Raw genomic sequence first — 21202 nt, 5'->3', positions numbered from 1 at the left:
ACGAAAAAATAAAAGAGGCTTCCACAGGAAGCCTCTTTACTCTGGGGGCTTGGAGAAATGAATGTAGGAATCGAAGCAATGAACGTGTTTGGCGGAACCGCGTATGTAGACGTCATGGAGCTTGCGGAACATCGGAACCTGGATAAAAAAAGGTTTGAGAACCTGCTGATGAAAGAAAAAGTGGTGGCGCTTCCGTTTGAAGATCCGATTACGTTCGCCGTAAATGCCGCAAAACCGATTATCGATTCTCTGTCAGAAGAGGAACGGAATCAGATTGAAATGGTCATCACCTGTACGGAATCCGGGATTGATTTTGGCAAATCCATCAGTACATACGTCCATGATTATTTGCAGCTGAAGCGGAATTGCCGGTTATTTGAGGTGAAACAGGCTTGCTATTCTTTAACGGCCGGGTTTCAAATGGGCGTGAATTTCATCTTATCGCAAACATCGCCGGGAGCGAAAGCGCTCATCATCGGAACGGATATTTCCCGCTTTTTAGTGGCTGAAGGCGGTGACGCGTTGACGGAGGAATGGTCCTATGCCGAACCGAGTGCGGGGGCGGGAGCTGTGGCGCTTTTAGTCAGCAGCACCCCTCATGTCTTTTTGCTTGATCAAGGCGCAAGCGGGTATTACGGGTATGAAGTCATGGATACCTGCCGCCCGATTCCGGATAGTGAAGCGGGGGATGCTGATCTGTCGCTCATGTCTTATTTGGACTGCTGTGAAAAATCATTTCAGGAATACCGAAAGCGTGTGAGCGGGGCGGATTATAAGAATACATTTCAATACCTTTCTTTTCATACTCCGTTTGGCGGAATGGTAAAAGGAGCGCATCGGACGATGATGAGAAAATTAGCAAAGGCTAAGCCGCAAGACATTGAAGCGGATTTTCAGCAACGCGTGCTGCCTGGGATTCAATACTGCCAGCGCGTCGGCAACATCATGGGGGCTACCGTATTTTTATCTCTTGCCAGCACGATTGATAACGGCTCTTTTGAAACGCCGAAACGCGTCGGCTGTTTTTCATACGGTTCGGGCTGCTGCTCTGAATTTTACAGCGGTGTCGTTATGCCGCAAAGCCGTACGCGGCAGAACCAATTTCAAATCAGCCGGCATTTGGATGAACGCGTCCGTTTATCGATGGCTGATTACGACCGGCTGCTCCAAGACAGCGGCATTGTAAAATTCGGCACAAGAAATGCCGCGCCCGCAGCAGACATCCCGAATGCGCATCAAGGAAAAACGCGATTGGTGCTGACTGAAATAAAAGAGTTTCACAGAAAGTATGAATGGACGACTTAATATCAGAAACACTCAGAGCCGGAAAGGCTTGAGTATTTTTAAAGAAACGGAGAATAAACATGAATCCAATGATTGATGTACAGGAAACAGAACCGGGCATTGTGCAGGTCACAATGCAGGATACGGCCGGGAAAAACGGGCTGTCAGAAGAGTTTGTCAGAGAGCTGCACCGGGTATTCCAAGACATCAATGCCCATCCGTCCTATAAAACCGTCCTTCTGACGGGTTACGGAAATTATTTCTGCACGGGAGGAACGCAGGAGGGGCTTTTGACCATTCAGAGCGGAAAGCTCCAATTTACAGATTTAAAGCTTCACAGTCTTTTATTGGATTGCAGGATTCCCGTGATTTCCGTCATGCAGGGGCATGCGATCGGAGCCGGCTTTACGATCGGTCTGAGCTCGGATTTTGTGATTTTAAGCAGAGAGAGTTTTTATTCTTGTAATTATATGAAGTACGGATTTACACCGGGAATGGGCGCGACGTATATTGTGCCTGAAAAACTGGGAATTGTCCTCGGGGAAGAAATGCTGTTTACTGCCGCGAATTTCAGCGGCGCCGCTCTGGAAAAACGGGGAGTTCCGTTTGAAGTGCTGTCGAAAAAAGACGTCCTTCAAAGAGGCCGCGAATTGGCCCGGCTGCTGGCGGATAAACCGAGAGCCTCACTGGTTGCGCTGAAAACCAATGTGACGGCACGGATCAAAAGAGAGCTGACAAAAGCGGTTGAGGAAGAGGTGAACATGCACGAAGCCACATTCCATCTTCCTGAAGTAAAAGAGAGAATCAGCCGCTTATACGGCAGTTAAACAGAATGAAAAAAGCATGGGAAGCCCCATGCTTTATCACTGGTCCGTCTTTTGCAGAACGGAGCCTGCGAATTGTTCTTTAATTTCGGCGCTCCGGGCTGCGGTTTCTGCGATGCAGTGCATGATGGCTTCTTCAAAGCGGCGCTCTTCTAATGCGCGAAGGCCTGCTTCAGTCGTGCCGCCCGGGCTTGTGATTTCCTTGCGCAGGCGTTCAGGCCGTTTGCTGCTTGTTCTGAGCATTTCCGTCGCCCCGGCCATGGTTTGTAAAATCAGCTCTTTTGCCGTTTCTTCCGGCAGGCCGGCTTGAAGGGCGGCCTTTTCCATTGCTTCGACATACCGGTACACATAGGCGGGACCGCTTCCGGCAATGGCTGTGACGGCGTCAAGGTGTTTTTCTTCAAAGCGCGTCGCTTCTCCGATTGTTTCCAGAAGCTCTTTTGCCGTCCGGATTTCAGCTTCACTCGCCTCGGAGCTTGCGGAAAAACCGGTCGCCGATTGCTGAATGGCCGCGGATGTATTCGGCATCGCCCGGATGATGGTGAGCTTTCTGCCGAAATATTGCTGAATCGTGTGAATCGTCAGCCCTGCGATGACAGAAATCACAAGCTGATCTTTCACGTATTCGCGAATGTTCTCAATGCTTTCTGCCGCATCTTTCGGTTTAAAGGCGAGAACGAGAATGTCGGTATTGCTGAAAAACTCTTCTTTATCCCGGCACGGTTTTACTCCGTACGTTTTTTGGAGCTCTTCAAGCCGGCTGTCATTTGACCGGTTTGTCATATATATATGTCCGGGGGCTGTCATTCCGCTTTGCAGCAGTCCGTTCACCATTGCTTCCGCCATTGCTCCGGCCCCGATAAAACCGATTTTCTTCATATAAATCCTCCTTCTTCTCAAAACACAAAAAAACCTTCCCGTCAAAAAGGACGAAAAGGTTTCGCGGTACCACCTTACATTAGCACGAATCAGCCGTGCTCAGCTCAAATCCCGTAACGAGGGGATACGTTTAGGTTTTCCTAACCGCTCTGAGGGCAGGTTCTGTAAACAAGAGGGCCGCAATGTCTTTCAGCCGGGGACATTGCTCTCTGCTGCCGTTGTTTATATACTAGTTCCTCGTCATCGCGTTCCGTGTTTTCTAGTTTGTTGTTCATTATGCTATGCGCAAGAGCGGGATGTCAATCTTTTTTTCCGATATGCGGCAATAATGACACAGTGAAAAGAAAACGCTAAAATATGATTATTCAGGAATGAAAAGAACGAAGGAGCGTAAACATGGCAGCGAGAAAGATCATTCCGATACGTGTGCCGACTCCGTTTGCAGTCGGCGACGTTATCGTTTATTTAGTAAAAGATGAAGCCTTAACCCTTATTGATTGCGGCCCGAATACAAAGGAAGCGGCTGAATCGCTCTCATTGCAGCTTAAGGAACACGGCGTTTCTGCGGCAGATATAGAACAGGTGGTGCTCACTCATCATCACGCAGATCATTCAGGTCTGCTGCACCTTTTTTCCGATGATGCGGAAGTAATAGGGCATCCGCTGAATGACAGGTACATTACTCAGGATCAGTCGTATATCGCCCGGCAGGAGGACTTTTTTCTGTCGCTTATGACTGAAATGGACGTTCCCCTGACGCCTGAAGACATACATAAAACAGTTAAGCTGTCATACTTATTTTCTGCAAACCGTCCGTTAACGAAAACAGTGAGGGAAGGCGGAAAAATTGACGGGCTTAACGGCTGGACGGTGCTCGAAATCCCGGGTCATGCCGCTTCTCACATTGCGCTCTACCATGAAAAAAGCGGTGAAATGTTCAGCGGCGATCTGCTTTTATCCAACAGCTCCACCAATCCGATTCTGGAAGCTCCGGAAAAGGGGGGCGTGCGCGCGGCCCCGATGCTCGACTACTTGAACTCAATGAAGCGGCTTTATGACGTAAACCCGTCCTTTTTATATCCGGGACACGGCGATCTGCTGACAGACGTAAAGCCTGCTTTTGACAGGCGGCTTGAAAAACAGAGAAGTCGGTCGGAATATGTGCTGCGCCTGTTGTCAGAGGAAACGCTGACGGCTTTCCAGGTATGCCGGCGGCTGTTTCCGGCTGTGTATGAAAATGAATTGTTTTTAACGATGTCAGAAACGATCGGCCATCTTGACGTGCTGGCCGCCGAAGGGAAGGCTGTATCCTTTCAGTCGGGGAACACTCTGAAGTTTAAAGCTGTGAAGGGGTGAAGGAAATGGGCAGATTAACGGATAAGCGGATTTGGATCACCGGAGCATCCGGCGGACTCGGAGAACGGCTTGCATATTCCTGCGCGGCAGAAGGGGCTCATGTTTTTTTATCCGCCAGGCGGGAGGACCGCTTGCAGGAAGTGAAAAAGACGATTACCGCGCGCGGCGGACAGTGTGATGTCGTTCCGTTTGACGTCCGGCATGCAGAAGAGGCTGAAAACGTAAGGCGTTTGATCGGTCATGTTGACGTATTAATCAACAACGCCGGCTTCGGCATTTTTGAAACGGCCGCTGATTCATCTTTGGATGATATGAAGGCAATGTTTGAAGTCAACGTCTTCGGATTAATCGCCTGTACGAAGGCCTGTCTTCCTGTGATGCTTCATGCGAAAAGCGGCCATATTATCAATATCGCCTCACAGGCCGGCAAATTGGCGACGCCGAAATCAAGCCTTTATTCCGCAACGAAGCACGCCGTGTTAGGGTATTCCAATGCGCTGCGGCTTGAGCTGGACGGTACGGGTGTAGCTGTGACAACGGTTAATCCCGGTCCGATCAAAACAGACTTCTTTACAATTGCAGATAAAGAGGGCGGTTATGTGAAAAGCGTCGGCAGATGGATGCTTGATGCCGACCATGTGGCAGAGCGTATTACATCCGTGATTCTGACGGATAAACGGGAAATGAATCTTCCGCGATGGATGAGCCTCGGGACGAAGCTGTATCAGCTTTTCCCATCGTTTACAGAAAAACTGGCAGGCCGCGCATTAAAGAAAAAGTAACAAGGGGGAAAAAGGAATGTCCGACCGGGATATACACAAGGCATTGATGGCAGAGCCTCTAGTCAGGCAAATGGCGGAGGCGCGTGAAGTATTTTGGATCAATCCGCATAAAACCGATGATCCAGTAAAGCATGGCGCTGAATGGAAAAAGGAGATTGCCGAAGCGGAAGAAAGGCTGCGCCGGTTTGCGCCTTATATCGCGTCGGCTTTTCCGGAGACGGAAGCGGAGGAAGGCCTCATTGAATCTCCGCTTGTCTTGATTAATGAAATGAAGAAGCATCTGGAACACAGCGCCGCTCAGGCTTTCCCCGGGCGTCTGCTTTTGAAATGCGACGACGAACTTCCGATTTCCGGTTCCATTAAAGCGCGCGGCGGGATTTACGAAGTGCTGAAGCATGCCGAAGATCTCGCGGTAAAAGCGGGAATGCTCTCAGCAGACGACGATTACAGCATATTGACTGAAGAACGGTTTACCGCTTTTTTCTCAAAATACTCTATAGCCGTCGGCTCTACGGGCAATTTAGGTCTGAGTATCGGCATAATCGGCGCGAAGCTCGGCTTTTGTGTGACCGTTCATATGTCCAGTGACGCAAAGCAGTGGAAAAAGGAGCTGCTCCGGGAAAAGGGGGTTCGCGTCATCGAATATGAAGCAGACTACAGTCTGGCTGTCAAAGAGGGGCGCATGCAGGCGAAGCAGGACCCTTATTGTTATTTTATTGATGATGAGCATTCCCGGGATCTGTTTTTGGGGTATGCTGTTGCGGGAAGCCGTGTGAAAAAGCAGCTCGACCAAATGAACATAAAGCCTGATGCAGATGAACCGCTTTTCGTTTATTTGCCGTGCGGGGTCGGAGGAGGCCCGGGCGGCGTCGCGCTTGCGCTAAAGCTGATCTATGGCGAGCATGTCCATATTTTTTTCGGTGAGCCGACGCATTCACCGTGTATGCTGTTAGGACTGTTTTCCGGCTTGCATGACGGAATCAGCGTGCAGGATATCGGTCTTGATAATCAAACGGCCGCCGACGGACTCGCGGTGGGAAGGCCGTCCGGACTGGCCGGCCCTCTGATGGAGCCTATAATCAGCGGCTGTTATACCGCCGATGACGGCACGCTTTTTTCGCTGCTTTATCAATTAAGGGCGGCCGAGAATAAGAGCCTTGAACCCTCTGCACTCGCCGGACTGGCCGGAGCCGTCAAGGTCGTTCAGACCGAAGCCGGAAACCGTTATATAAAAGAGCGGGGGCTTGAGATGGAAAATGCCGTGCACCTTGTGTGGAGCACCGGCGGAAGCATGGTTCCGGAGGAGGAAATGGAAGAGTACAGCCGGATCGGTTCCTCATTTTTGAAAAAAATGGGCAGACAGTGAAGCGGTTTTCCGTTACAATCTTTGTAAGCGTTTGTTTTTTTATCGGAAAGCCATACAGAGAGATTGGTGTGAATTGTGAAAAGTAAAGAATTGAACTTACATACATTGTATACGCAGCACAGCCGCGAGTCGTGGGCCGGATTCGGCGGCCATCTTTCCATTGCCGTTTCAGAGGAAGAAGCCAAGGCGGTAGAGGGGCTGAATGACTACCTGTCGGTGGAAGAAGTAGAAACGATCTACATTCCGCTTGTGCGCCTTCTCCATCTTCATGTCACGTCTGCCGCAAGACGGAATCAGCATGTCAATGTGTTTCTGAAGCATCCGCATTCAGCGAAAATCCCGTTTATCATCGGAATCGCGGGCAGCGTCGCCGTCGGCAAAAGCACGACGGCGAGAATTTTGCAAAAGCTTCTTTCCCGTCTTCCGGACAGGCCGAAGGTGAGCCTGGTGACAACCGATGGTTTCTTGTATCCGACGGAGGAATTAAAAAGGAAAAACCTTCTGTCCAGAAAGGGATTCCCGGAAAGCTACGACGTGAAAGCGCTGCTTGAGTTTCTGAACGATATAAAGTCGGGGAAAGAGAGAGTGGAGGCGCCCGTATATTCCCATCTTACGTATGACAGGGAAGAGGGCGCCGTCGAGGTTGTCGAAGGTGCGGATATCGTTATTATCGAAGGAATCAATGTCCTGCAGTCGCCGACCTTAGAGGACGACAGGGAAGATCCGCGGATTTTTGTATCGGATTTCTTTGATTTTTCGATCTATGTGGATGCCGAAGAAAGCCGGATTTTCACGTGGTATTTGGAGCGTTTCCGCCTCTTAAGAGAAACCGCTTTTCAGGATCCGGCTTCTTATTTTCATAAATTTAAGGATTTGTCTGATGCAGAAGCGGATACCATGGCCGCCTCCATTTGGGAGAGCGTCAACCGTCCGAATCTGTATGAAAATATCCTGCCGACAAAATTCAGATCGGATTTGATTTTGAGAAAAGGTGATGGCCATAAAGTTGAAGAGGTGCTGGTAAGGCGGGTGTGATGTGAGGAGGAAGCGAATATTATGATACATCATATTGAGTTGTATGTATCTGACTTGAAAGCCTCCGCCCGGTTTTGGGGATGGTTTTTAGATGAGCTCGGTTATAGGGAATTTCAAAATTGGGACTCCGGCATCAGCTGGAAAAACGCAGGATTTTATGTTGTGCTTGTACAGACAGAGGAGCGTTTTTTAACACCGGAGTATCACAGATGCCGGGTCGGGCTGAACCATCTGGCTTTTCATGCTGCATCAAGAGAGCAGGTTGACGAGATGACAGAAAAGCTGCTTGCCAGAGGATGCCCCGTGCTTTACAGGGACCGCCATCCATATGCAGGCGGAAGCACGCATTACGCCGTATACACGGAGGACCCGGATCGGATAAAAGTGGAGCTCGTTGCTCCTGCTTCTGAATGAACTATAACTTTTCGTTTTTTTCTTCGCGCAGCGCGTCGAGTTTCTTTTCGATTCTGTCCAATTGTATGCGGCGCTTGTTCAAGCTTCTGAATACGTATATCACGGCAAACAGGAAAAATGCGGCTGCAGTAAATGAAATCAATTGAAAAATGACATCACCGATGTTCATCTTTTTTACCTCCGTGTGCGGCGGGCTTCTTCAGCCCGCCGTTTTTTCATTTTGACCGATATGAAGACATGGGGGATGAATCATTTCTCTCCTAGCTTTGTTTTTTTCTGAGAATGAATAGTTTCTGCATATGGCTTATGACCACTTTTGCGGCCGCATATCCCGGAATGGCCAGAAGCATCCCGGCAATTCCTGAGAATTTGCCGGCGGCAAGCAGAAGAAAAATAATGGTCAGCGGGTGAATGTCCAGCTTCCGACCCATAATTTGCGGGGAAATCAGCTGGCTTTCAAGCTGCTGGACAATGACGACGACCGTAATCACCAGCACCGCCTCGGTCGGTGAATCGAACAATCCGACAATGACTCCGGGAAATGTGCCGATCCAAGGCCCGATAAACGGAATCAGGTTTGTCACCATGGCGAACGCGCCCAGAACGAGCGGATAATCGAGCCCGATTATAAAATAGCCGATCGTGACGAGAACGCCGACACAGAAACTGACGAGCAGCTGTCCTTGTATGTATGAACTGAGAGCTTCATCCATATCCCGAAGGATTTGTTTTCCTTCTTTTTGATGTTTTTCCGGAAGAAGCCGCAGCAGTCGCCGGGGGGCTTTGTTTCCTTCTTTTAACATGTAATACAGCGCAAACGGAATAATGGCTGCGGTGATGGCGGCATTGGCAGCCGTACCGGCCAGGCTGCTGAGAGAATCAGCGATTGAACCGGAATAATTTGCGGCTTTGTCTGCTAATTTTTTAAAGGAATCCCCATGCTGAAGCCGGGAAAACCATTTGCTGTCCTGGAGATGCCCGATCCAATTTTCAGCTTTTGCGGAAAGCTCCGGAATATGATCTGTGAAGGCTGTAAACTGTTTTTGAACGGCAGGGCCCGCCGTATAAAGGAAGAGGACAAAAAGGCCGGCTGTTCCCGCATAAATCGCTAAAATCGCGATTCCTTCGGGCAGCTTTAATTTCGCATGCAGCACTCTGACGAGCGGGCGGCACAAATAGTAAAGGACGCCCGATAATACAATGGGCGGAAACAAGGTTTTAACCGTAATCACAACAGGCTGGAACAAAAAGTCTATTAATGTTCCGAGATAAATGATGAGAAATAACAGAAGAACGGCATAGCCGATCCTGAAATAAGGCCCGACAGGCATATCCTGCACCACGCAATCTTTAAGGGTTTACTCTCGGACATTTCCCTTATCGCCCGGTGCATAAACGTCCGTGTCAGGAAAACTGCCCTTGATTGGTGACGTAATCGTAGATAATATCTTCTACATGGGCATGGAGATCCTCATCGGGTTCTTCATTCCTTCTTTCTTCTAAAGCTTTTTTTAAACTCTGTTTTTCATAGGGGCTCAGCGGATCTGTCGACACATTCCGTCCATACTGGCGGAGGGCTTGTCCCAGCATTTTTTCTATAAATTGATCCATCATATATTCTCCTATTCTTGTCATTCATCTTTATTCTACTAAATATCATGTGATCCTCCCACTCTTCTATCATATTTTCTGTCAGGACGATTTAGGCTTTTATTCCAGTTCAGCCGAGAGAATACGATGAAACGGCAGCGTTAACGCATCTTCATCGTTTATGATTTTTAAACGCTTTTCGTCATGCATCACTTGTTTTACCCAGCCCCAAAAGCGGCGGGGGCCGTGTGCGGAAGCGTAGGTGACCGAAATGGCCCTGTCTTCTTCAATTGACGCCGCAATGATGCGGTTCATGTCGTTCAGTTGCTCTTCGCTCAGTTCCGGAGGCCGGAATTCCCGTTCTTTTCGTTTTTTTGCAAGCAGCTGCTCCCGATGTTCGGGCAGCATCATCCGGCTTGATTCCCACATGACATTATACCCGGGTGTTAATTTGTTCGGATTCATGTATATCACCTCAAATTATTTGTAATGCCCGCCGATTTTTTCAGCCCGGTGAAAGGCTTGGCCGGCCTCTGTCAGTGAAGCGGCATGGAGGAGCGACGCAGGGCCGTACCGCTCATGAATATCATCCAATACTTTGCCGAGACTGATCTTTTTTTCCTGGGCATCGAACAGGCTCAGCTGAACATAATCACAAGGCTCCAGCTGGGAAAGGGAGACGCCGGCGCTGCGGACGGGCTCACCGTTCCAATGCTCTTTGAAGAGCTTGACCGCCGTTTTAAAAATATCCATTCCGAAATTAGTCGGAGACACCAGCTTTCTCTGTCTGTGAAAACCTGAAGGGAATTCAAAATCAGCGCCTCTGATGCTGACCGAAACCGTATGGCCGATGTATTGTTTGAAACGGGCGCGGCGGGCCACTTCTTCGCTTAACTCCAGCAGCACGACTTTGATATCCTCAAAGCGGCTGTAGTCTCTCGGGAGGGTCATGTTATGGCCGATCGCTTTTTGCCGGCTGTGCGTGTTGACGGTGACCGGAGAGGGATCGATGCCGCGGGCTGTCCGCTGAAGCAATTCGCCGTTAATGCCCCAGCGTTTTTTCAGCAATTCGGCGGGGTGTCCGGCAAGCCCGCCGATTGTGCTGATGCCCATCCGTCTTAAATGATGCTCCATCCGTTTTCCGATGCCGAATAATTTTCCGACCGGCAGCGGCCACAGATCCTGCCTGATATTTGACATATCCAATCTGTGGATGCCGGATGCGTTTTTTTTGGCAAAATGGTCGCAAGCCATTTTCGCGAGCGCCTTATTCGGCCCGATGCCGACACGGGCATAAATTCCGAATTCACGCATAATCGCTTGCTGAATGCTTTTGGCAATTGTAAAAGGATCACCGAACAGCCGCCTGCTCCCGGTCACGTCGAGAAACTGCTCATCGATGGAGTAGGGTTCTACAAGATCGGTATACCGTTCAAACAGTTCGGTAATCATGACGGATACATCAATATACCGCTGCATCCGCGGACGGACAATAACGGCATCGGGACATTTGGCCTGCGCTTCCCACAGCCGTTCGGCATTTTTTACGCCGTATCGTTTGGCGAGCGGACAAGCCGCAAGCACGACGCCGCTGCGTCTTTCGGGATCTCCCGAGACAATCACGGGCCGGCTTTTGAGATGAGGCGCTTCCGCTTTTTCCACAGACGCATAAAACGATTGCATATCTACAAGAAGAATATCAGCCATAAAAAAACCTCCGGGAACATTTGTTCTGTTTTTCATTGTACCCGAACAATGATCACGTTTATACTGGTAAATCATTCCCTGGCTGGAAGACGTGCTGATTCGTTTGCTTGAAAAGAAATCATTTACAATTGCAAACAACCCACATATAATTTTTTATATTCCAATGAGAAGAGCTGACATTCATTTTGCCGGACGAAAAGGAGAGTCAATCGATAATGGATATTCGAACAATTACCTCTGAAGACTATGAAATGGTTACGTCTGTTTTGAATGAATGGTGGGGCGGCAGGCAGATGAAAGACAAACTGCCGCGCTTGTTTTTTGAACATTTTCAGGACACAAGCTTTATCACGTACGGGCCGGAGGGAATGACCGGTTTTTTAATCGGTTTTCAGTCACAATCAGACCCTGAGACAGCCTACATTCATTTTTCCGGTGTGCATCCGGATTTCAGAAAAATGCAAATTGGAAAACAGCTCTACGATCGATTTATGGAGACGGTGAAAAAAAGGGGCTGCACAAAAGTCAATTGCGTGACGGCGCCTGTCAATAAAGTATCAATCGCTTATCATACAAAATTAGGCTTTGAAGCTGAAAAAGGAACCAAAACCGTAAACGGAATCCCTGTTTTTGCGAATTATGACGGTCCGGGAGAAGACCGGATTCTGTTTGTGAAATATATGTAGAGGGGGATGAATATGGGTTTTTTAGCTGACACGCCCAAACCGCCTTATTATGCGGTCATTTTTTCATCAATAAAGGGAAAATATGATGAGGAATATGAACATACGGCAGAGCGCATGATGAATTTGGCAGGCGGACAGCCGGGCTTTTTAGGCACGGAAAGCGTTCGGGAGGAAAACGGCTGCGGCATCACGGTTTCCTACTGGGACAGCCTGGAGGCGATTAAAAGGTGGAAAGATCATACTGACCACCAGGCGGCAAAACAAAAAGGAAAAACCGCCTGGTATGAAGCGTACGCGGTCCGCATTACGAAGACGGAGTCACAGCGGATGTTTGCGTCAAAAGGGGCGGAAGATTGATTACATTTTTACAGCATACACAAGAACAGACCGCGCGGGAAATTGCGGCGGTTCAGCGCTGCTCTTATCAAAAAGAAGCAGAGCTGATCGGCTTTTTCGGCATCCCCGCCTTGCATGAAACACCCGATGATATACAGCGGTCACGGGAGACGTTTGCCGGTTTCAAGGAAAAAGATCAGCTTGCAGGCGTCATTTCGTATGAAAAAAAGGGATATGACCTTGTCATATGCAGGCTGACGGTGCACCCGTCCGGCTTTCGAAAAGGAATCGGACGGGCGCTTATTCAATTTGTGATAGACGAGAACCGGGACGCCCAAAAAATAGAGGCGGCTACCGCCAGCCAAAACGTTCCGGCAGTCTCTCTCTATTTAAAAACCGGGTTCACAGAAGCCGGACAGATAGAGACGCCGGAAGGGCTGACCCTCTCGTTTTTTCATCTTTATCCGAAGAGGAAAGCGGAAGTTGTTCCGTACAAGCCGGAATGGAAAGGAATGTTTGAAAGAGAGAAGGCGGACTTGATCCGAATCTTCGGCCCAGCACTTCATTCTGTCAGCCACATCGGCAGCACCTCCATCCCGGGGATGACCGCCAAACCCGTCATCGATATACTGGCGGAGGTTAAAGATATTTCGGACGCTGACCGATTCAGTCCGCAGCTGGAAGCACTCGGCTATGAGGCGAAAGGGGAAAACGGGATAGAGGGCCGGCGTTTCTTTCAAAAAGGCGGCAACAGGCGCACACACCACGTTCACATATACGAAACAGGGCATCCGGACGTGAAGCGTCATCTGCTGTTCCGGGATTACCTCACCGCAAAGCCTGAAAAAGCGGCTCAATACATGGAACTGAAACGGCACCTCGCTAAGACGTACCCATACGATATGGCAAAGTATAGTGAAGGGAAAAATGACTGGATCAAGGCGGCTGAACAAGAGGCAAAGGTCTGGGAGAGCGGGCTGCTGTAAAGAAAGCAGAAACAATGCATACAGCGGCTCGGTATGCTACAATGGCGAAAATGAAAAACGGAGGATCATCTATGCAAATACATGTGACGGATGCGGCGAAACACACACTTCAGCAGGCAATGGACGCCAACCCGGGGAAAAAAGCGCAGCTCCGCTATGACGCAGAAGGCTGCGGGTGCGCGGTGAGCGGCGTGCCGACCATCTGGCTGGCGGACGAATTAACGGGACAATGCGAAGCCATTGAAACCAACGGACTTCCGCTTTACATCCAGACCTCACAAAAAGTGTTTTTTGACGAGGAAATGACAATCGATTACAATGAAAAGGCAAAAACGCTCGTCTTAAAAAGCCCGGCAGAGATGCTGAGCCCGAGAATGAGCATATTAGTAAAGCAGGGAGAAACGGAAAGTGAATCAAAAGCTGAAAGCCATTAAACAGACGGCACAGCATAAAACGTGGGTATCCTTTCTGAACAACAACCACCCGTACAGTCTGCTGCACTGGTCCATCGGAGGCGCTGAATCCGTTCAGAAGGATGTCTGGCTGCTTCAGGATGAGATGACCTTCAAAGCGCAGGAGTTTACGACAATCGACCTCGCCATTGACTGGATCGGAGAAAATATGGACGAGATTACCGACGTTTTATGACGTGAAAGCGAAAGAACCAGCATACGTTCTTTCGCTTTTTTACGTTTGCGTCATGGTATCTAAAAAGGTTTGAACGGCTTTACGGTAGCTCTCCGGATTTTTGGTGTACGACATGGCATGCCCGCCCGATTCGGCCAGATAGAGCATCTTAGGGCCGCGTTTTTTGCGGTGCAGCAATTCGGAAGAAGCGGGAGGTATATAATCATCTTCCTTACTGTGAATAAACAGCACGGGCTGCCGGATTCGGCTGATAACCGATAGAGGCGATACATCACGGATACGGTATCCTTCTCTCATCCGCAAAAAGAAATCAGCCAAAGGCAGAAGCGGCCACGGAGGCAGCCGGAACTCCCGCTTCAGCCTGTAGGCGAGCTGATCGCGAAAGCTTGCGAACGGACAGTCCGCAATATAAAAATCAGCGCCGTTTTCATCCTGATGCCCGCCCGCGTATAATAAGGCCGTCACCGCTCCCATCGATTCCCCGTGGATGCCGATTTGACCGCCGTCTCCGGTTTTGTGTCTCACCCAATTCACGGCTTCTTCCAAATCATCTTTTTCAAAATAGCCGTAGCTCGTCGTTCTGCCGCCGCTTTTTCCGTGCCCGCGGTGGTCATATACGAGCACATTCCAGCCTAAATCTAAAAATAAATCCATGTATTTCAATGAATTGAACGAATTTACGGTAACGCCGTGACAAATAATCATGGTGTTTGCCGTATGATGCGGGGCGACGTAAAAGCCTTTGATCTCATACCCGTGGCGTGACAGGATGACAGCCTCTTCTTTTTCCATGGCCTGAAAGGAATCAAATCTATCATGCCCGTCCGCCGTTTCTTTTTTCATGATATCTTCATCCGTCTTTTTCTTCATAAACATAATCAGATTCGTAAAAGCGAATCCGGCAGCCAAAAAGACTGCGCAAGCCGAACCGAACACCGCCAGCCGTTTTTTCACACAGGCACCCTCCTTTCATATGAAAAATCCTTCCTCCGGCTTTTCAGGACCGTGAACGTTGCCGGCCTCCGGCGCTCCGTGGTACACTTGCTTCACCATATTCAGATACGGGGGGCGTGATGATGAAAAAGCAGCTGCCTAAAGAAAAACACAGCTTAAAAGACGATCTGGAGGAAGATCTGAAGGCCAGGCTTTTGCAAATGAAAAGTGAGCTGAAGGAAGAAGACGAGAAAAAACAGGCGCAGCAAAAGGCGGAACAAATCAGAAAACGAAAAGAAAAAGAAAAACATAAAAGCTTTGAAGAGCTGCTGAATGAAAGCAGTCTCGATTGGCACAAATATAAATAAACCGGCATCTGAAAAGGTGCCGGTTTTATTATTTAAGAACGATGGGCTTCGTATACGTCCCGTTTTGTATGGTATTGCAAGGCTTTGATTTCCTGGCTGCTTAAACGCCGGGCCTCTGCAGCCGAACAGTTTTCTCTCAGCTGCTCAAGTGAGCTGGCTCCGGTGATGACAGAAGCGACGGCCTGCTGTGACAGTAAGTATTGAAGAGAAAGCTCCGTCATGCTCAAGTCAGGTGCGGCAGCGCTGATCGCTTTTTTGGTTTCTGCCAGTTCTGCAAAAGAATATGTTAAATAGCCGTTCTCTTTTACGCTTGCGGCTGCTTGATCAAGCGGTTTTTCCGTAAGAAGCCCTTTAGCGACAGGCCCTCTTGCGACTACGCTGATTCCGTTCTCCTCTAAAAGGGGAAGCCACTCCTCGGGACGCCGGTCCAGCAGGCTGTATTGCATCATAACGCTGGTGATATTTGATTTTTTCACATATTCTTTAATAACATTCGGACGAATCGAGGAAATGCCGTAATACCGGATGACACCTTCCTGTTTTAAGTCCTCAAATGCTTCGATCGTTTCGTCAATATGGTCTTCCATCGTGCCGCCATGCAGCTGATAAAGGTCGATATAGTCCGTTTTCAGCCGGCGCAGGCTGTTTTTAACCGCTTCTTTTATGTAGCCTTTGGAAGCGTCCCAATGCCAGCCGTCTTTATCATCATTCCAGCGGTTTCCGGCTTTCGTGGCTAAAATGATGTCGTGCCTGCGGTTTTTGACGGCCTCCCCGACAATTTCCTCATTTCTGCCGAAATCATAAAGATCAGCGGTATCTAAATAATTGATTCCAAGCTCGATCGCTTCATCCAAAATAGACAGCGCTTTAGCTTTATCCGTGCCCAGCGACATACAGCCGAGCCCGATTTCGCTTATTTCTAAATCAGAATGTCCCAGTGTGCGTTTTCTCATCGTTTCGCTCCTTTTTATAGTCTTTTATTGACCGTAATATAAAGGCGCGAAGTTTTCAACTGTTAAGGCCCGGTGATCCAATCTCCGACATAGCGGAATGTCCGTCCGTATTCTTTCAGTTTAGCCCGCACTTCCCACGCCTTTCCGACCAATACGATACTCTTATCCTTCCGGTACACCTTCAATCGAAAAGCACCTCCCTCTCATGCATGTATGATAAAATATATGAGGCATAATAGAGAGACAGAACGGGAGATGACATGATGAAACATTTAGAAGAAAAAACACTTGCGAAAAAAAAGCTGTATGACGGGAAAGTCATAGATCTTTACTTAGAGGATGTAGAGCTCCCGAACGGAAAAACAAGCAAGCGGGAAATCGTCAAACATCCGGGAGCGGTGGCCGTACTTGCGGTGACCGAGGAAGGAAAAATTATTTTGGTGAACCAGTTCAGAAAGCCGCTGGAACGGACAATCGTTGAAATTCCGGCCGGGAAGCTTGAAAAGGGGGAAGAGCCGGAACATACGGCGTTAAGAGAGCTCGAGGAAGAAACGGGATATACGGCGGAAACCTTGACGAAAATCACCGCTTTTTATACATCACCCGGGTTTGCTGATGAAATCGTGCATCTCTTTCTTGCGGAAGGGCTTTCGCCGCTGGAAGAAAAACGAGAGCTGGATGAGGATGAATTTGTCGAAGTCATGCAAGTCACGCTTGAAGAGGCCGTGAAGCTGATTGAATCCCGCAGGGTGTATGACGCAAAAACGGCGTACGCGATTCAGTATCTCCAGCTGAAAGCAGCGCTGAAGGAAAAATGATGAAAACCATCTATGCGGATCTGCATATTCATATCGGCCGCACTTATACGGGAAAACCGGTCAAAATCACCGGGGCCAAAACGTTGACGCTGCACCGGATTTTAGAAGAAGCCAGTGAGGGGAAGGGAATTGAACTATTGGGCATCATCGACTGCCATTCCCCGGAAGTCATAGAAGAAATCGAGCGCGGAATTGATGAAGGCAGATACCGTGAGCTGAAAGAAGGCGGCATCCGGTATCGGAATACGACGCTTCTGTTGGGCAGTGAGCTTGAAATCTATGATCACACATGCCGCGGGCCGATTCACGTTCTCGTCTTTATGCCGTCTCTTGCCGAAATGAAGATGTTTTCTGAGTGGCTTGCAAAAAGGCTTAAAAATATCCATCTCAGTTCCCAGCGCATTTATGAAACCGGTTTGAATCTTCAAAGGAAAACAAAGGAATTGGGCGGGCTGTTTATTCCCGCCCATATGTTCACCCCGCATAAAAGCCTGTACGGAAAAGGAGTCATATCTTCTTTGACAGAAGTTTTCGACCCGGCGCTCATTGACGCGGCGGAACTCGGATTAAGCTGTGACACCGACATGGCTTCGCGGGTAACAGAACTTGATCCGTATACATTTTTAACAAATTCTGATGCGCATTCCTTAGGAAAAATTGGCAGAGAATATAATGAAATGCTTCTTAAAGAAGCGAATTTCACGGAATTTTCGCTGGCTTTAAAAGGGAAAGACGGAAGAAAAATCACGGCGAATTACGGGCTGAACCCGAAGCTCGGGAAGTATTACCGGACGGCTTGCGACCGCTGCGGCAGCCCGGTTGAAAAAGGAGCTTCCGCATGTCCGGAGTGCGGGGGGGAAACAATGACAAAAGGGGTCAGTGAACGGCTGGAGGAACTGAGCGGACCGAAAAAAAGCCGCATGCCGCGGCCGCCGTATATTCATCAAATCCCGCTGCAGTTCATTCCCGGGGTCGGGCCGAAAACGTTAGAAAAACTGAAGCGGGCCTTCGGGACGGAGATGGCGATTCTTCATCAGGCGCAAGAAGAGGAATTGGCGCGTGTCGTCCAGCCTAAAATAGCGGCTGTCATTCATAAAGCGCGTACCGGGCAGCTCGTCCTTGAGGCCGGGGGCGGAGGGACGTACGGCAGAATCAAGCCGTAAAAGCCGGTTTTTAGCGGAGCTCCTCCTGCACCTTCTTTTTCGTCCGGACAAACGCAATCAATTCGATGATTTCATCCTGGTTCAGCGGCTGTCCGTCAACGGTCAGTGTGCCGCGGCCTTGTGCGGCGTTTGTTAATTCGATGGTCTGGGCAAACGGCTCCGCCTTTTTTTCAGTGCGCCCGAGTAAATCGTCGCACGTCGTGTCAAACAGATCGGCAAGCGTGCCCAGCGCCTCGAATGACGGCCGCCGGTATCCTGATTCATACCCGGCGTACGTGCTTTTGGCGATGCCGAGACGATCAGCCGTATATTGAAGAGACCAATTTTTCTTTTTTCTCAGTTCAGTTAAACGATCTAAATTCATATTCAAAACCGCTCCTTTTCACTTGAGCAAATTATATCATATCGATATGCAAAAGTGTACGCGAATTGAATAATAATCACTTGATTAATTTCATTCGTCTGTCTATAATTTGATTAAAAGTATGCGAAAAGCGAATGCTTAACACATCTTGAGAAATGGATGAAGAGGTGCAGGGTATGAAAAAATTATTGCTGTTAACAACCGGAGGAACAATCGCCTCAGTCGAAGGAGAAAACGGGCTTGCACCCGGGGTGAAAGCAGACGAATTGTTAACCTACGTATCAAAACTTGATAACGATTACACGATGGAAACCCATTCGTTAATGAACATCGACAGCACAAATATGCAGCCTGAATACTGGGCCGAAATCGCAAATGCTGTCAAAGAAAAATATGACGCATATGACGGGTTCGTCATTACGCACGGGACAGACACAATGGCTTATACATCAGCGGCACTGTCTTATATGCTTCAGCATGCTGATAAACCGATCGTCATTACGGGTTCGCAAATCCCGATTACATTTCAAAAAACCGATGCCAAAAAAAATATCACGGACGCGATCCGCTTCGCATGTGAAGGGGTAGGCGGCGTATACGTCGTATTTGACGGCAGAGTCATTCAAGGCACACGCGCCATTAAATTAAGAACGAAAAGCTATGATGCATTTGAGAGCATTAACTATCCGTATATCGCGTTTATTACCGAAAACGGAATTGAATACAACAAACAAGTGCACATCCCAAAAGACGATGCTTTTACGGTCAATACTTCACTTTGCACGGACGTGTGCCTGCTCAAGCTCCACCCGGGGCTGAAACCGGAAATGTTTGACGCATTAAAGGGCATGTACAAAGGAATCGTCATTGAAAGCTACGGCAGCGGCGGCGTGCCTTTTGAAGGAAGAGACATTCTCGCCAAAGTCAATGAAATGATTGAAAGCGGCATTGTCGTCGTCATTACGACACAATGTCTTGAAGAAGGAGAGGACATGAGCGTCTATGAAGTCGGCCGAAGAGTCAATCAAGATCTCATTATCCGCTCCAGAAATATGAACACGGAAGCCATCGTGCCGAAATTAATGTGGGCGCTCGGCCAGTCTCACAACTTGGCTGAAGTCAAAAACATTATGGAGACACCGATCGCAGACGACGTTGTACTGTAAAAACATGACTACCACAAAGAGAAAGTAGGGTTTTAGCATGACAAACGCGCAAAAAGAATATCGTCAGGAAAAAGATTTCCTCGGAGAAAAACAAATTGAAGCTGATGTGTATTACGGAATACAAACGCTGCGCGCGAAAGAAAACTTTCCGATTACCGGCTACCGCATCCACGAAGAAATGATTAATGCGCTCGCCATCGTCAAAAAAGCGGCGGCGCTTGCCAACATGGATGTAAAACGGCTGTATGAAGGAATCGGAAATGCGATTGTACAGGCCGCAGATGAAATACTTGAGGGAAAATGGCATGACCAATTTATCGTCGATCCGATCCAAGGGGGAGCCGGAACGTCCATGAACATGAATGCCAACGAAGTAATCGGCAACAGGGCTCTTGAAATCATGGGGCATAAAAAAGGTGAATACATTCACCTCAGCCCGAACACACACGTCAACATGTCACAATCGACGAACGACGTGTTCCCGACGGCAATCCATATTTCAACCTTGAAACTTTTGGATAAGCTCCTTGATACGATGGCGCATATGCTCAGTGTCTTTAAAGATAAAGCGAAACAATTTGATTCTGTCATTAAAATGGGGCGCACACACCTTCAGGACGCTGTGCCGATCCGTCTCGGACAGGAATTTGAAGCATACAGCCGCGTGCTTGAGCGTGACATAAAGCGAATTAAACAATCCCGCCAGCATCTGTATGAAGTAAACATGGGGGCAACGGCCGTAGGTACGGGACTTAACGCCGATCCGCGCTACATAGAACAGGTTGTGAAGCACCTGGCTGACATCAGCGGACTGCCGCTTGTCGGCGCCGGCCATTTGGTTGACGCCACACAAAACACTGATGCGTATACGGAAGTTTCAGCCGCGTTGAAAGTATGCATGATGAACATGTCTAAAATCGCCAACGATCTGCGCTTAATGGCTTCAGGTCCGCGCGCGGGACTTGCGGAAATTTCATTGCCCGCCCGTCAGCCGGGATCATCCATTATGCCTGGGAAAGTCAACCCTGTAATGGCAGAGCTGATCAACCAAATCGCCTTCCAGGTCATCGGGAATGACAATACGATCTGCCTCGCTTCAGAAGCGGGCCAGCTGGAGCTTAACGTAATGGAGCCGGTACTCGTATTTAACCTGCTTCAATCCATCAGCATCATGAATAACGGGTTCCGTTCATTTACCGATCATTGTCTGGCGGGAATTGAAGCCAACGAAAAACGTCTGAAGCAATACGTGGAAAAAAGCGTCGGCGTCATTACAGCGGTCAATCCGCACCTTGGGTATGAAGCGGCTGCGCGAATTGCCCGTGAAGCAATCATGACGGGGCAATCTGTAAGAGATCTTTGCCTTCAAAATGATGTACTGACAGAAGAAGAATTGGATATCATTTTGAATCCGTATGAAATGACAAAACCGGGGATTGCCGGAAAAGATCTATTAGAAAAATAAATTTTAAAGCAACAACAGCCGCCTTTTCACGTTTTTTAGTGAATAGGCGGTTGCCATACAAAGGGATGAGGCAGTATAG

The 21202-nt window shown here is 48.8% G+C and carries 26 protein-coding genes and 1 pseudogene; 17 read left to right on the top strand and 10 right to left on the bottom strand.

Features of this window, described 5'->3' with window-relative positions; genetic code table 11:
* Positions 1 to 57 precede the first annotated feature (57 nt).
* The gene (locus NYE62_RS12380; RefSeq protein ID WP_007409381.1) at positions 58 to 1305 is read left to right on the top strand and encodes a hydroxymethylglutaryl-CoA synthase family protein; all 1248 of its coding nucleotides are present in this window, start codon (positions 58 to 60) and stop codon (positions 1303 to 1305) included.
* A gap of 59 nt (positions 1306 to 1364) precedes the next feature.
* Complete coding sequence (locus NYE62_RS12375) at positions 1365 to 2111, top strand: polyketide synthase (protein WP_144664566.1); 747 nt, start codon at positions 1365 to 1367, stop codon at positions 2109 to 2111.
* Between the two features lie 36 nt (positions 2112 to 2147).
* Here NYE62_RS12375 and proC read toward each other — a convergent pair whose 3' ends face one another.
* Positions 2148 to 2987, bottom strand: coding sequence for a pyrroline-5-carboxylate reductase (gene proC, locus NYE62_RS12370; protein ID WP_144464508.1), 840 nt, complete (start codon positions 2985 to 2987; stop codon positions 2148 to 2150).
* Between the two features lie 396 nt (positions 2988 to 3383).
* On the opposite strand from proC, the gene NYE62_RS12365 reads away from it, so the two are divergent.
* The 5 genes from NYE62_RS12365 (at position 3384) to NYE62_RS12345 (ending at position 7940) form a co-directional block, all read left to right on the top strand.
* Positions 3384 to 4343: an MBL fold metallo-hydrolase gene (locus NYE62_RS12365; RefSeq protein WP_076851371.1), complete on the top strand. Its 960-nt coding sequence runs from the start codon at positions 3384 to 3386 to the stop codon at positions 4341 to 4343.
* 5 nt (positions 4344 to 4348) lie between these two features.
* A complete protein-coding gene (locus NYE62_RS12360; RefSeq protein WP_031378961.1) occupies positions 4349 to 5125 on the top strand; it encodes an SDR family oxidoreductase in 777 nt (258 codons plus the stop codon).
* Positions 5126 to 5141: 16 nt separating this feature from the next.
* Positions 5142 to 6491, top strand: a complete 1350-nt coding sequence (gene dsdA, locus NYE62_RS12355; RefSeq protein ID WP_199022023.1) for a D-serine ammonia-lyase — start codon at positions 5142 to 5144, stop codon at positions 6489 to 6491.
* 75 nt (positions 6492 to 6566) lie between these two features.
* The gene (gene coaA / locus NYE62_RS12350) at positions 6567 to 7526 is read left to right on the top strand and encodes a type I pantothenate kinase (protein WP_144664567.1); all 960 of its coding nucleotides are present in this window, start codon (positions 6567 to 6569) and stop codon (positions 7524 to 7526) included.
* A 24-nt stretch (positions 7527 to 7550) separates the two neighbouring features.
* Positions 7551 to 7940 carry a VOC family protein gene (locus NYE62_RS12345; RefSeq protein WP_342497483.1) on the top strand — a complete coding sequence of 130 codons (390 nt, stop codon included), beginning with the start codon at positions 7551 to 7553 and terminating at the stop codon, positions 7938 to 7940.
* A 1-nt stretch (position 7941) separates the two neighbouring features.
* Here NYE62_RS12345 and NYE62_RS12340 read toward each other — a convergent pair whose 3' ends face one another.
* From NYE62_RS12340 to NYE62_RS12320, 5 genes are all read right to left on the bottom strand, one after another.
* A complete protein-coding gene (locus NYE62_RS12340; RefSeq protein WP_094032266.1) occupies positions 7942 to 8109 on the bottom strand; it encodes a DUF4083 domain-containing protein in 168 nt (55 codons plus the stop codon).
* Positions 8110 to 8200: 91 nt separating this feature from the next.
* On the bottom strand, positions 8201 to 9271 hold the full coding sequence (locus NYE62_RS12335; protein ID WP_039063280.1) for an AI-2E family transporter: 1071 nt from the start codon (positions 9269 to 9271) through the stop codon (positions 8201 to 8203).
* Positions 9272 to 9344: 73 nt separating this feature from the next.
* Complete coding sequence (locus NYE62_RS12330; RefSeq protein WP_003153294.1) at positions 9345 to 9551, bottom strand: YqzH family protein; 207 nt, start codon at positions 9549 to 9551, stop codon at positions 9345 to 9347.
* A 99-nt stretch (positions 9552 to 9650) separates the two neighbouring features.
* Positions 9651 to 9995 (bottom strand): YolD-like family protein, encoded by a 345-nt coding sequence (locus NYE62_RS12325; protein WP_017418082.1) that lies wholly within the window; start codon positions 9993 to 9995, stop codon positions 9651 to 9653.
* Between the two features lie 15 nt (positions 9996 to 10010).
* A complete protein-coding gene (locus tag NYE62_RS12320) occupies positions 10011 to 11237 on the bottom strand; it encodes a DNA polymerase IV (protein ID WP_015417758.1) in 1227 nt (408 codons plus the stop codon).
* Between the two features lie 215 nt (positions 11238 to 11452).
* On the opposite strand from NYE62_RS12320, the gene NYE62_RS12315 reads away from it, so the two are divergent.
* The 5 genes and pseudogenes from NYE62_RS12315 to NYE62_RS12295 all read left to right on the top strand — a co-directional run bounded on the left by NYE62_RS12315 (position 11453) and on the right by NYE62_RS12295 (position 13893).
* On the top strand, positions 11453 to 11923 hold the full coding sequence (locus tag NYE62_RS12315) for a GNAT family N-acetyltransferase (protein WP_012117908.1): 471 nt from the start codon (positions 11453 to 11455) through the stop codon (positions 11921 to 11923).
* A gap of 12 nt (positions 11924 to 11935) precedes the next feature.
* Positions 11936 to 12280, top strand: a complete 345-nt coding sequence (locus NYE62_RS12310) for an antibiotic biosynthesis monooxygenase (RefSeq protein WP_199022022.1) — start codon at positions 11936 to 11938, stop codon at positions 12278 to 12280.
* Positions 12277 to 13242 (top strand): annotated as a pseudogene (locus NYE62_RS12305) (GNAT family N-acetyltransferase); the annotation flags it as partial. The gene NYE62_RS12310 and the pseudogene NYE62_RS12305, both read left to right, overlap by 4 nt.
* Positions 13243 to 13316: 74 nt before the next feature.
* The gene (locus NYE62_RS12300; protein WP_014305346.1) at positions 13317 to 13679 is read left to right on the top strand and encodes an iron-sulfur cluster biosynthesis family protein; all 363 of its coding nucleotides are present in this window, start codon (positions 13317 to 13319) and stop codon (positions 13677 to 13679) included.
* Positions 13654 to 13893, top strand: coding sequence for a DUF2552 family protein (locus tag NYE62_RS12295; protein WP_342496967.1), 240 nt, complete (start codon positions 13654 to 13656; stop codon positions 13891 to 13893). The genes NYE62_RS12300 and NYE62_RS12295 overlap by 26 nt, the downstream gene beginning before the upstream one ends.
* A 39-nt stretch (positions 13894 to 13932) precedes the next feature.
* Here the strand turns inward: NYE62_RS12295 and NYE62_RS12290 are convergent, their stop codons facing one another.
* Positions 13933 to 14847 carry an alpha/beta hydrolase gene (locus tag NYE62_RS12290; protein ID WP_342496966.1) on the bottom strand — a complete coding sequence of 305 codons (915 nt, stop codon included), beginning with the start codon at positions 14845 to 14847 and terminating at the stop codon, positions 13933 to 13935.
* Between the two features lie 122 nt (positions 14848 to 14969).
* On the opposite strand from NYE62_RS12290, the gene NYE62_RS12285 reads away from it, so the two are divergent.
* Positions 14970 to 15194 (top strand): YqkE family protein, encoded by a 225-nt coding sequence (locus NYE62_RS12285; protein ID WP_007409396.1) that lies wholly within the window; start codon positions 14970 to 14972, stop codon positions 15192 to 15194.
* 32 nt (positions 15195 to 15226) lie between these two features.
* Here NYE62_RS12285 and NYE62_RS12280 read toward each other — a convergent pair whose 3' ends face one another.
* Positions 15227 to 16147, bottom strand: coding sequence for an aldo/keto reductase (locus NYE62_RS12280; protein WP_144664570.1), 921 nt, complete (start codon positions 16145 to 16147; stop codon positions 15227 to 15229).
* 62 nt (positions 16148 to 16209) lie between these two features.
* On the bottom strand, positions 16210 to 16332 hold the full coding sequence (mciZ, locus tag NYE62_RS12275; RefSeq protein WP_003153315.1) for a Z-ring formation inhibitor MciZ: 123 nt from the start codon (positions 16330 to 16332) through the stop codon (positions 16210 to 16212).
* 78 nt (positions 16333 to 16410) lie between these two features.
* Here mciZ and NYE62_RS12270 point away from each other — a divergent pair, with 78 nt between their 5' ends.
* Together NYE62_RS12270 and NYE62_RS12265 are read left to right on the top strand one after the other, a co-directional pair.
* On the top strand, positions 16411 to 16965 hold the full coding sequence (locus NYE62_RS12270) for an NUDIX hydrolase (protein WP_047935913.1): 555 nt from the start codon (positions 16411 to 16413) through the stop codon (positions 16963 to 16965).
* Positions 16965 to 18128, top strand: a complete 1164-nt coding sequence (locus NYE62_RS12265; protein WP_032870112.1) for a TIGR00375 family protein — start codon at positions 16965 to 16967, stop codon at positions 18126 to 18128. The genes NYE62_RS12270 and NYE62_RS12265 overlap by 1 nt, the downstream gene beginning before the upstream one ends.
* A 10-nt stretch (positions 18129 to 18138) precedes the next feature.
* Here NYE62_RS12265 and NYE62_RS12260 read toward each other — a convergent pair whose 3' ends face one another.
* Entirely contained in the window at positions 18139 to 18492 is a 354-nt protein-coding gene (locus NYE62_RS12260) for a helix-turn-helix transcriptional regulator (RefSeq protein ID WP_007409399.1), read from the bottom strand.
* A 176-nt stretch (positions 18493 to 18668) separates the two neighbouring features.
* Between NYE62_RS12260 and NYE62_RS12255 the strand changes: the two genes are divergently transcribed.
* Both NYE62_RS12255 and aspA read left to right on the top strand, forming a co-directional pair.
* Positions 18669 to 19658: a type I asparaginase gene (locus tag NYE62_RS12255; RefSeq protein ID WP_022553011.1), complete on the top strand. Its 990-nt coding sequence runs from the start codon at positions 18669 to 18671 to the stop codon at positions 19656 to 19658.
* A 37-nt stretch (positions 19659 to 19695) separates the two neighbouring features.
* Positions 19696 to 21123, top strand: a complete 1428-nt coding sequence (aspA, locus tag NYE62_RS12250; protein ID WP_003153322.1) for an aspartate ammonia-lyase — start codon at positions 19696 to 19698, stop codon at positions 21121 to 21123.
* The last annotated feature ends 79 nt before the right edge of the window (positions 21124 to 21202 follow it).

Source organism: Bacillus sp. FSL K6-2861, from assembly GCF_038630725.1.
In the GTDB taxonomy this organism is placed as follows: domain Bacteria; phylum Bacillota; class Bacilli; order Bacillales; family Bacillaceae; genus Bacillus; species Bacillus velezensis.
The sequence above is the reverse complement of the archived record's forward strand: the minus strand, read 5'-3'. Positions and strand labels throughout refer to the sequence as shown.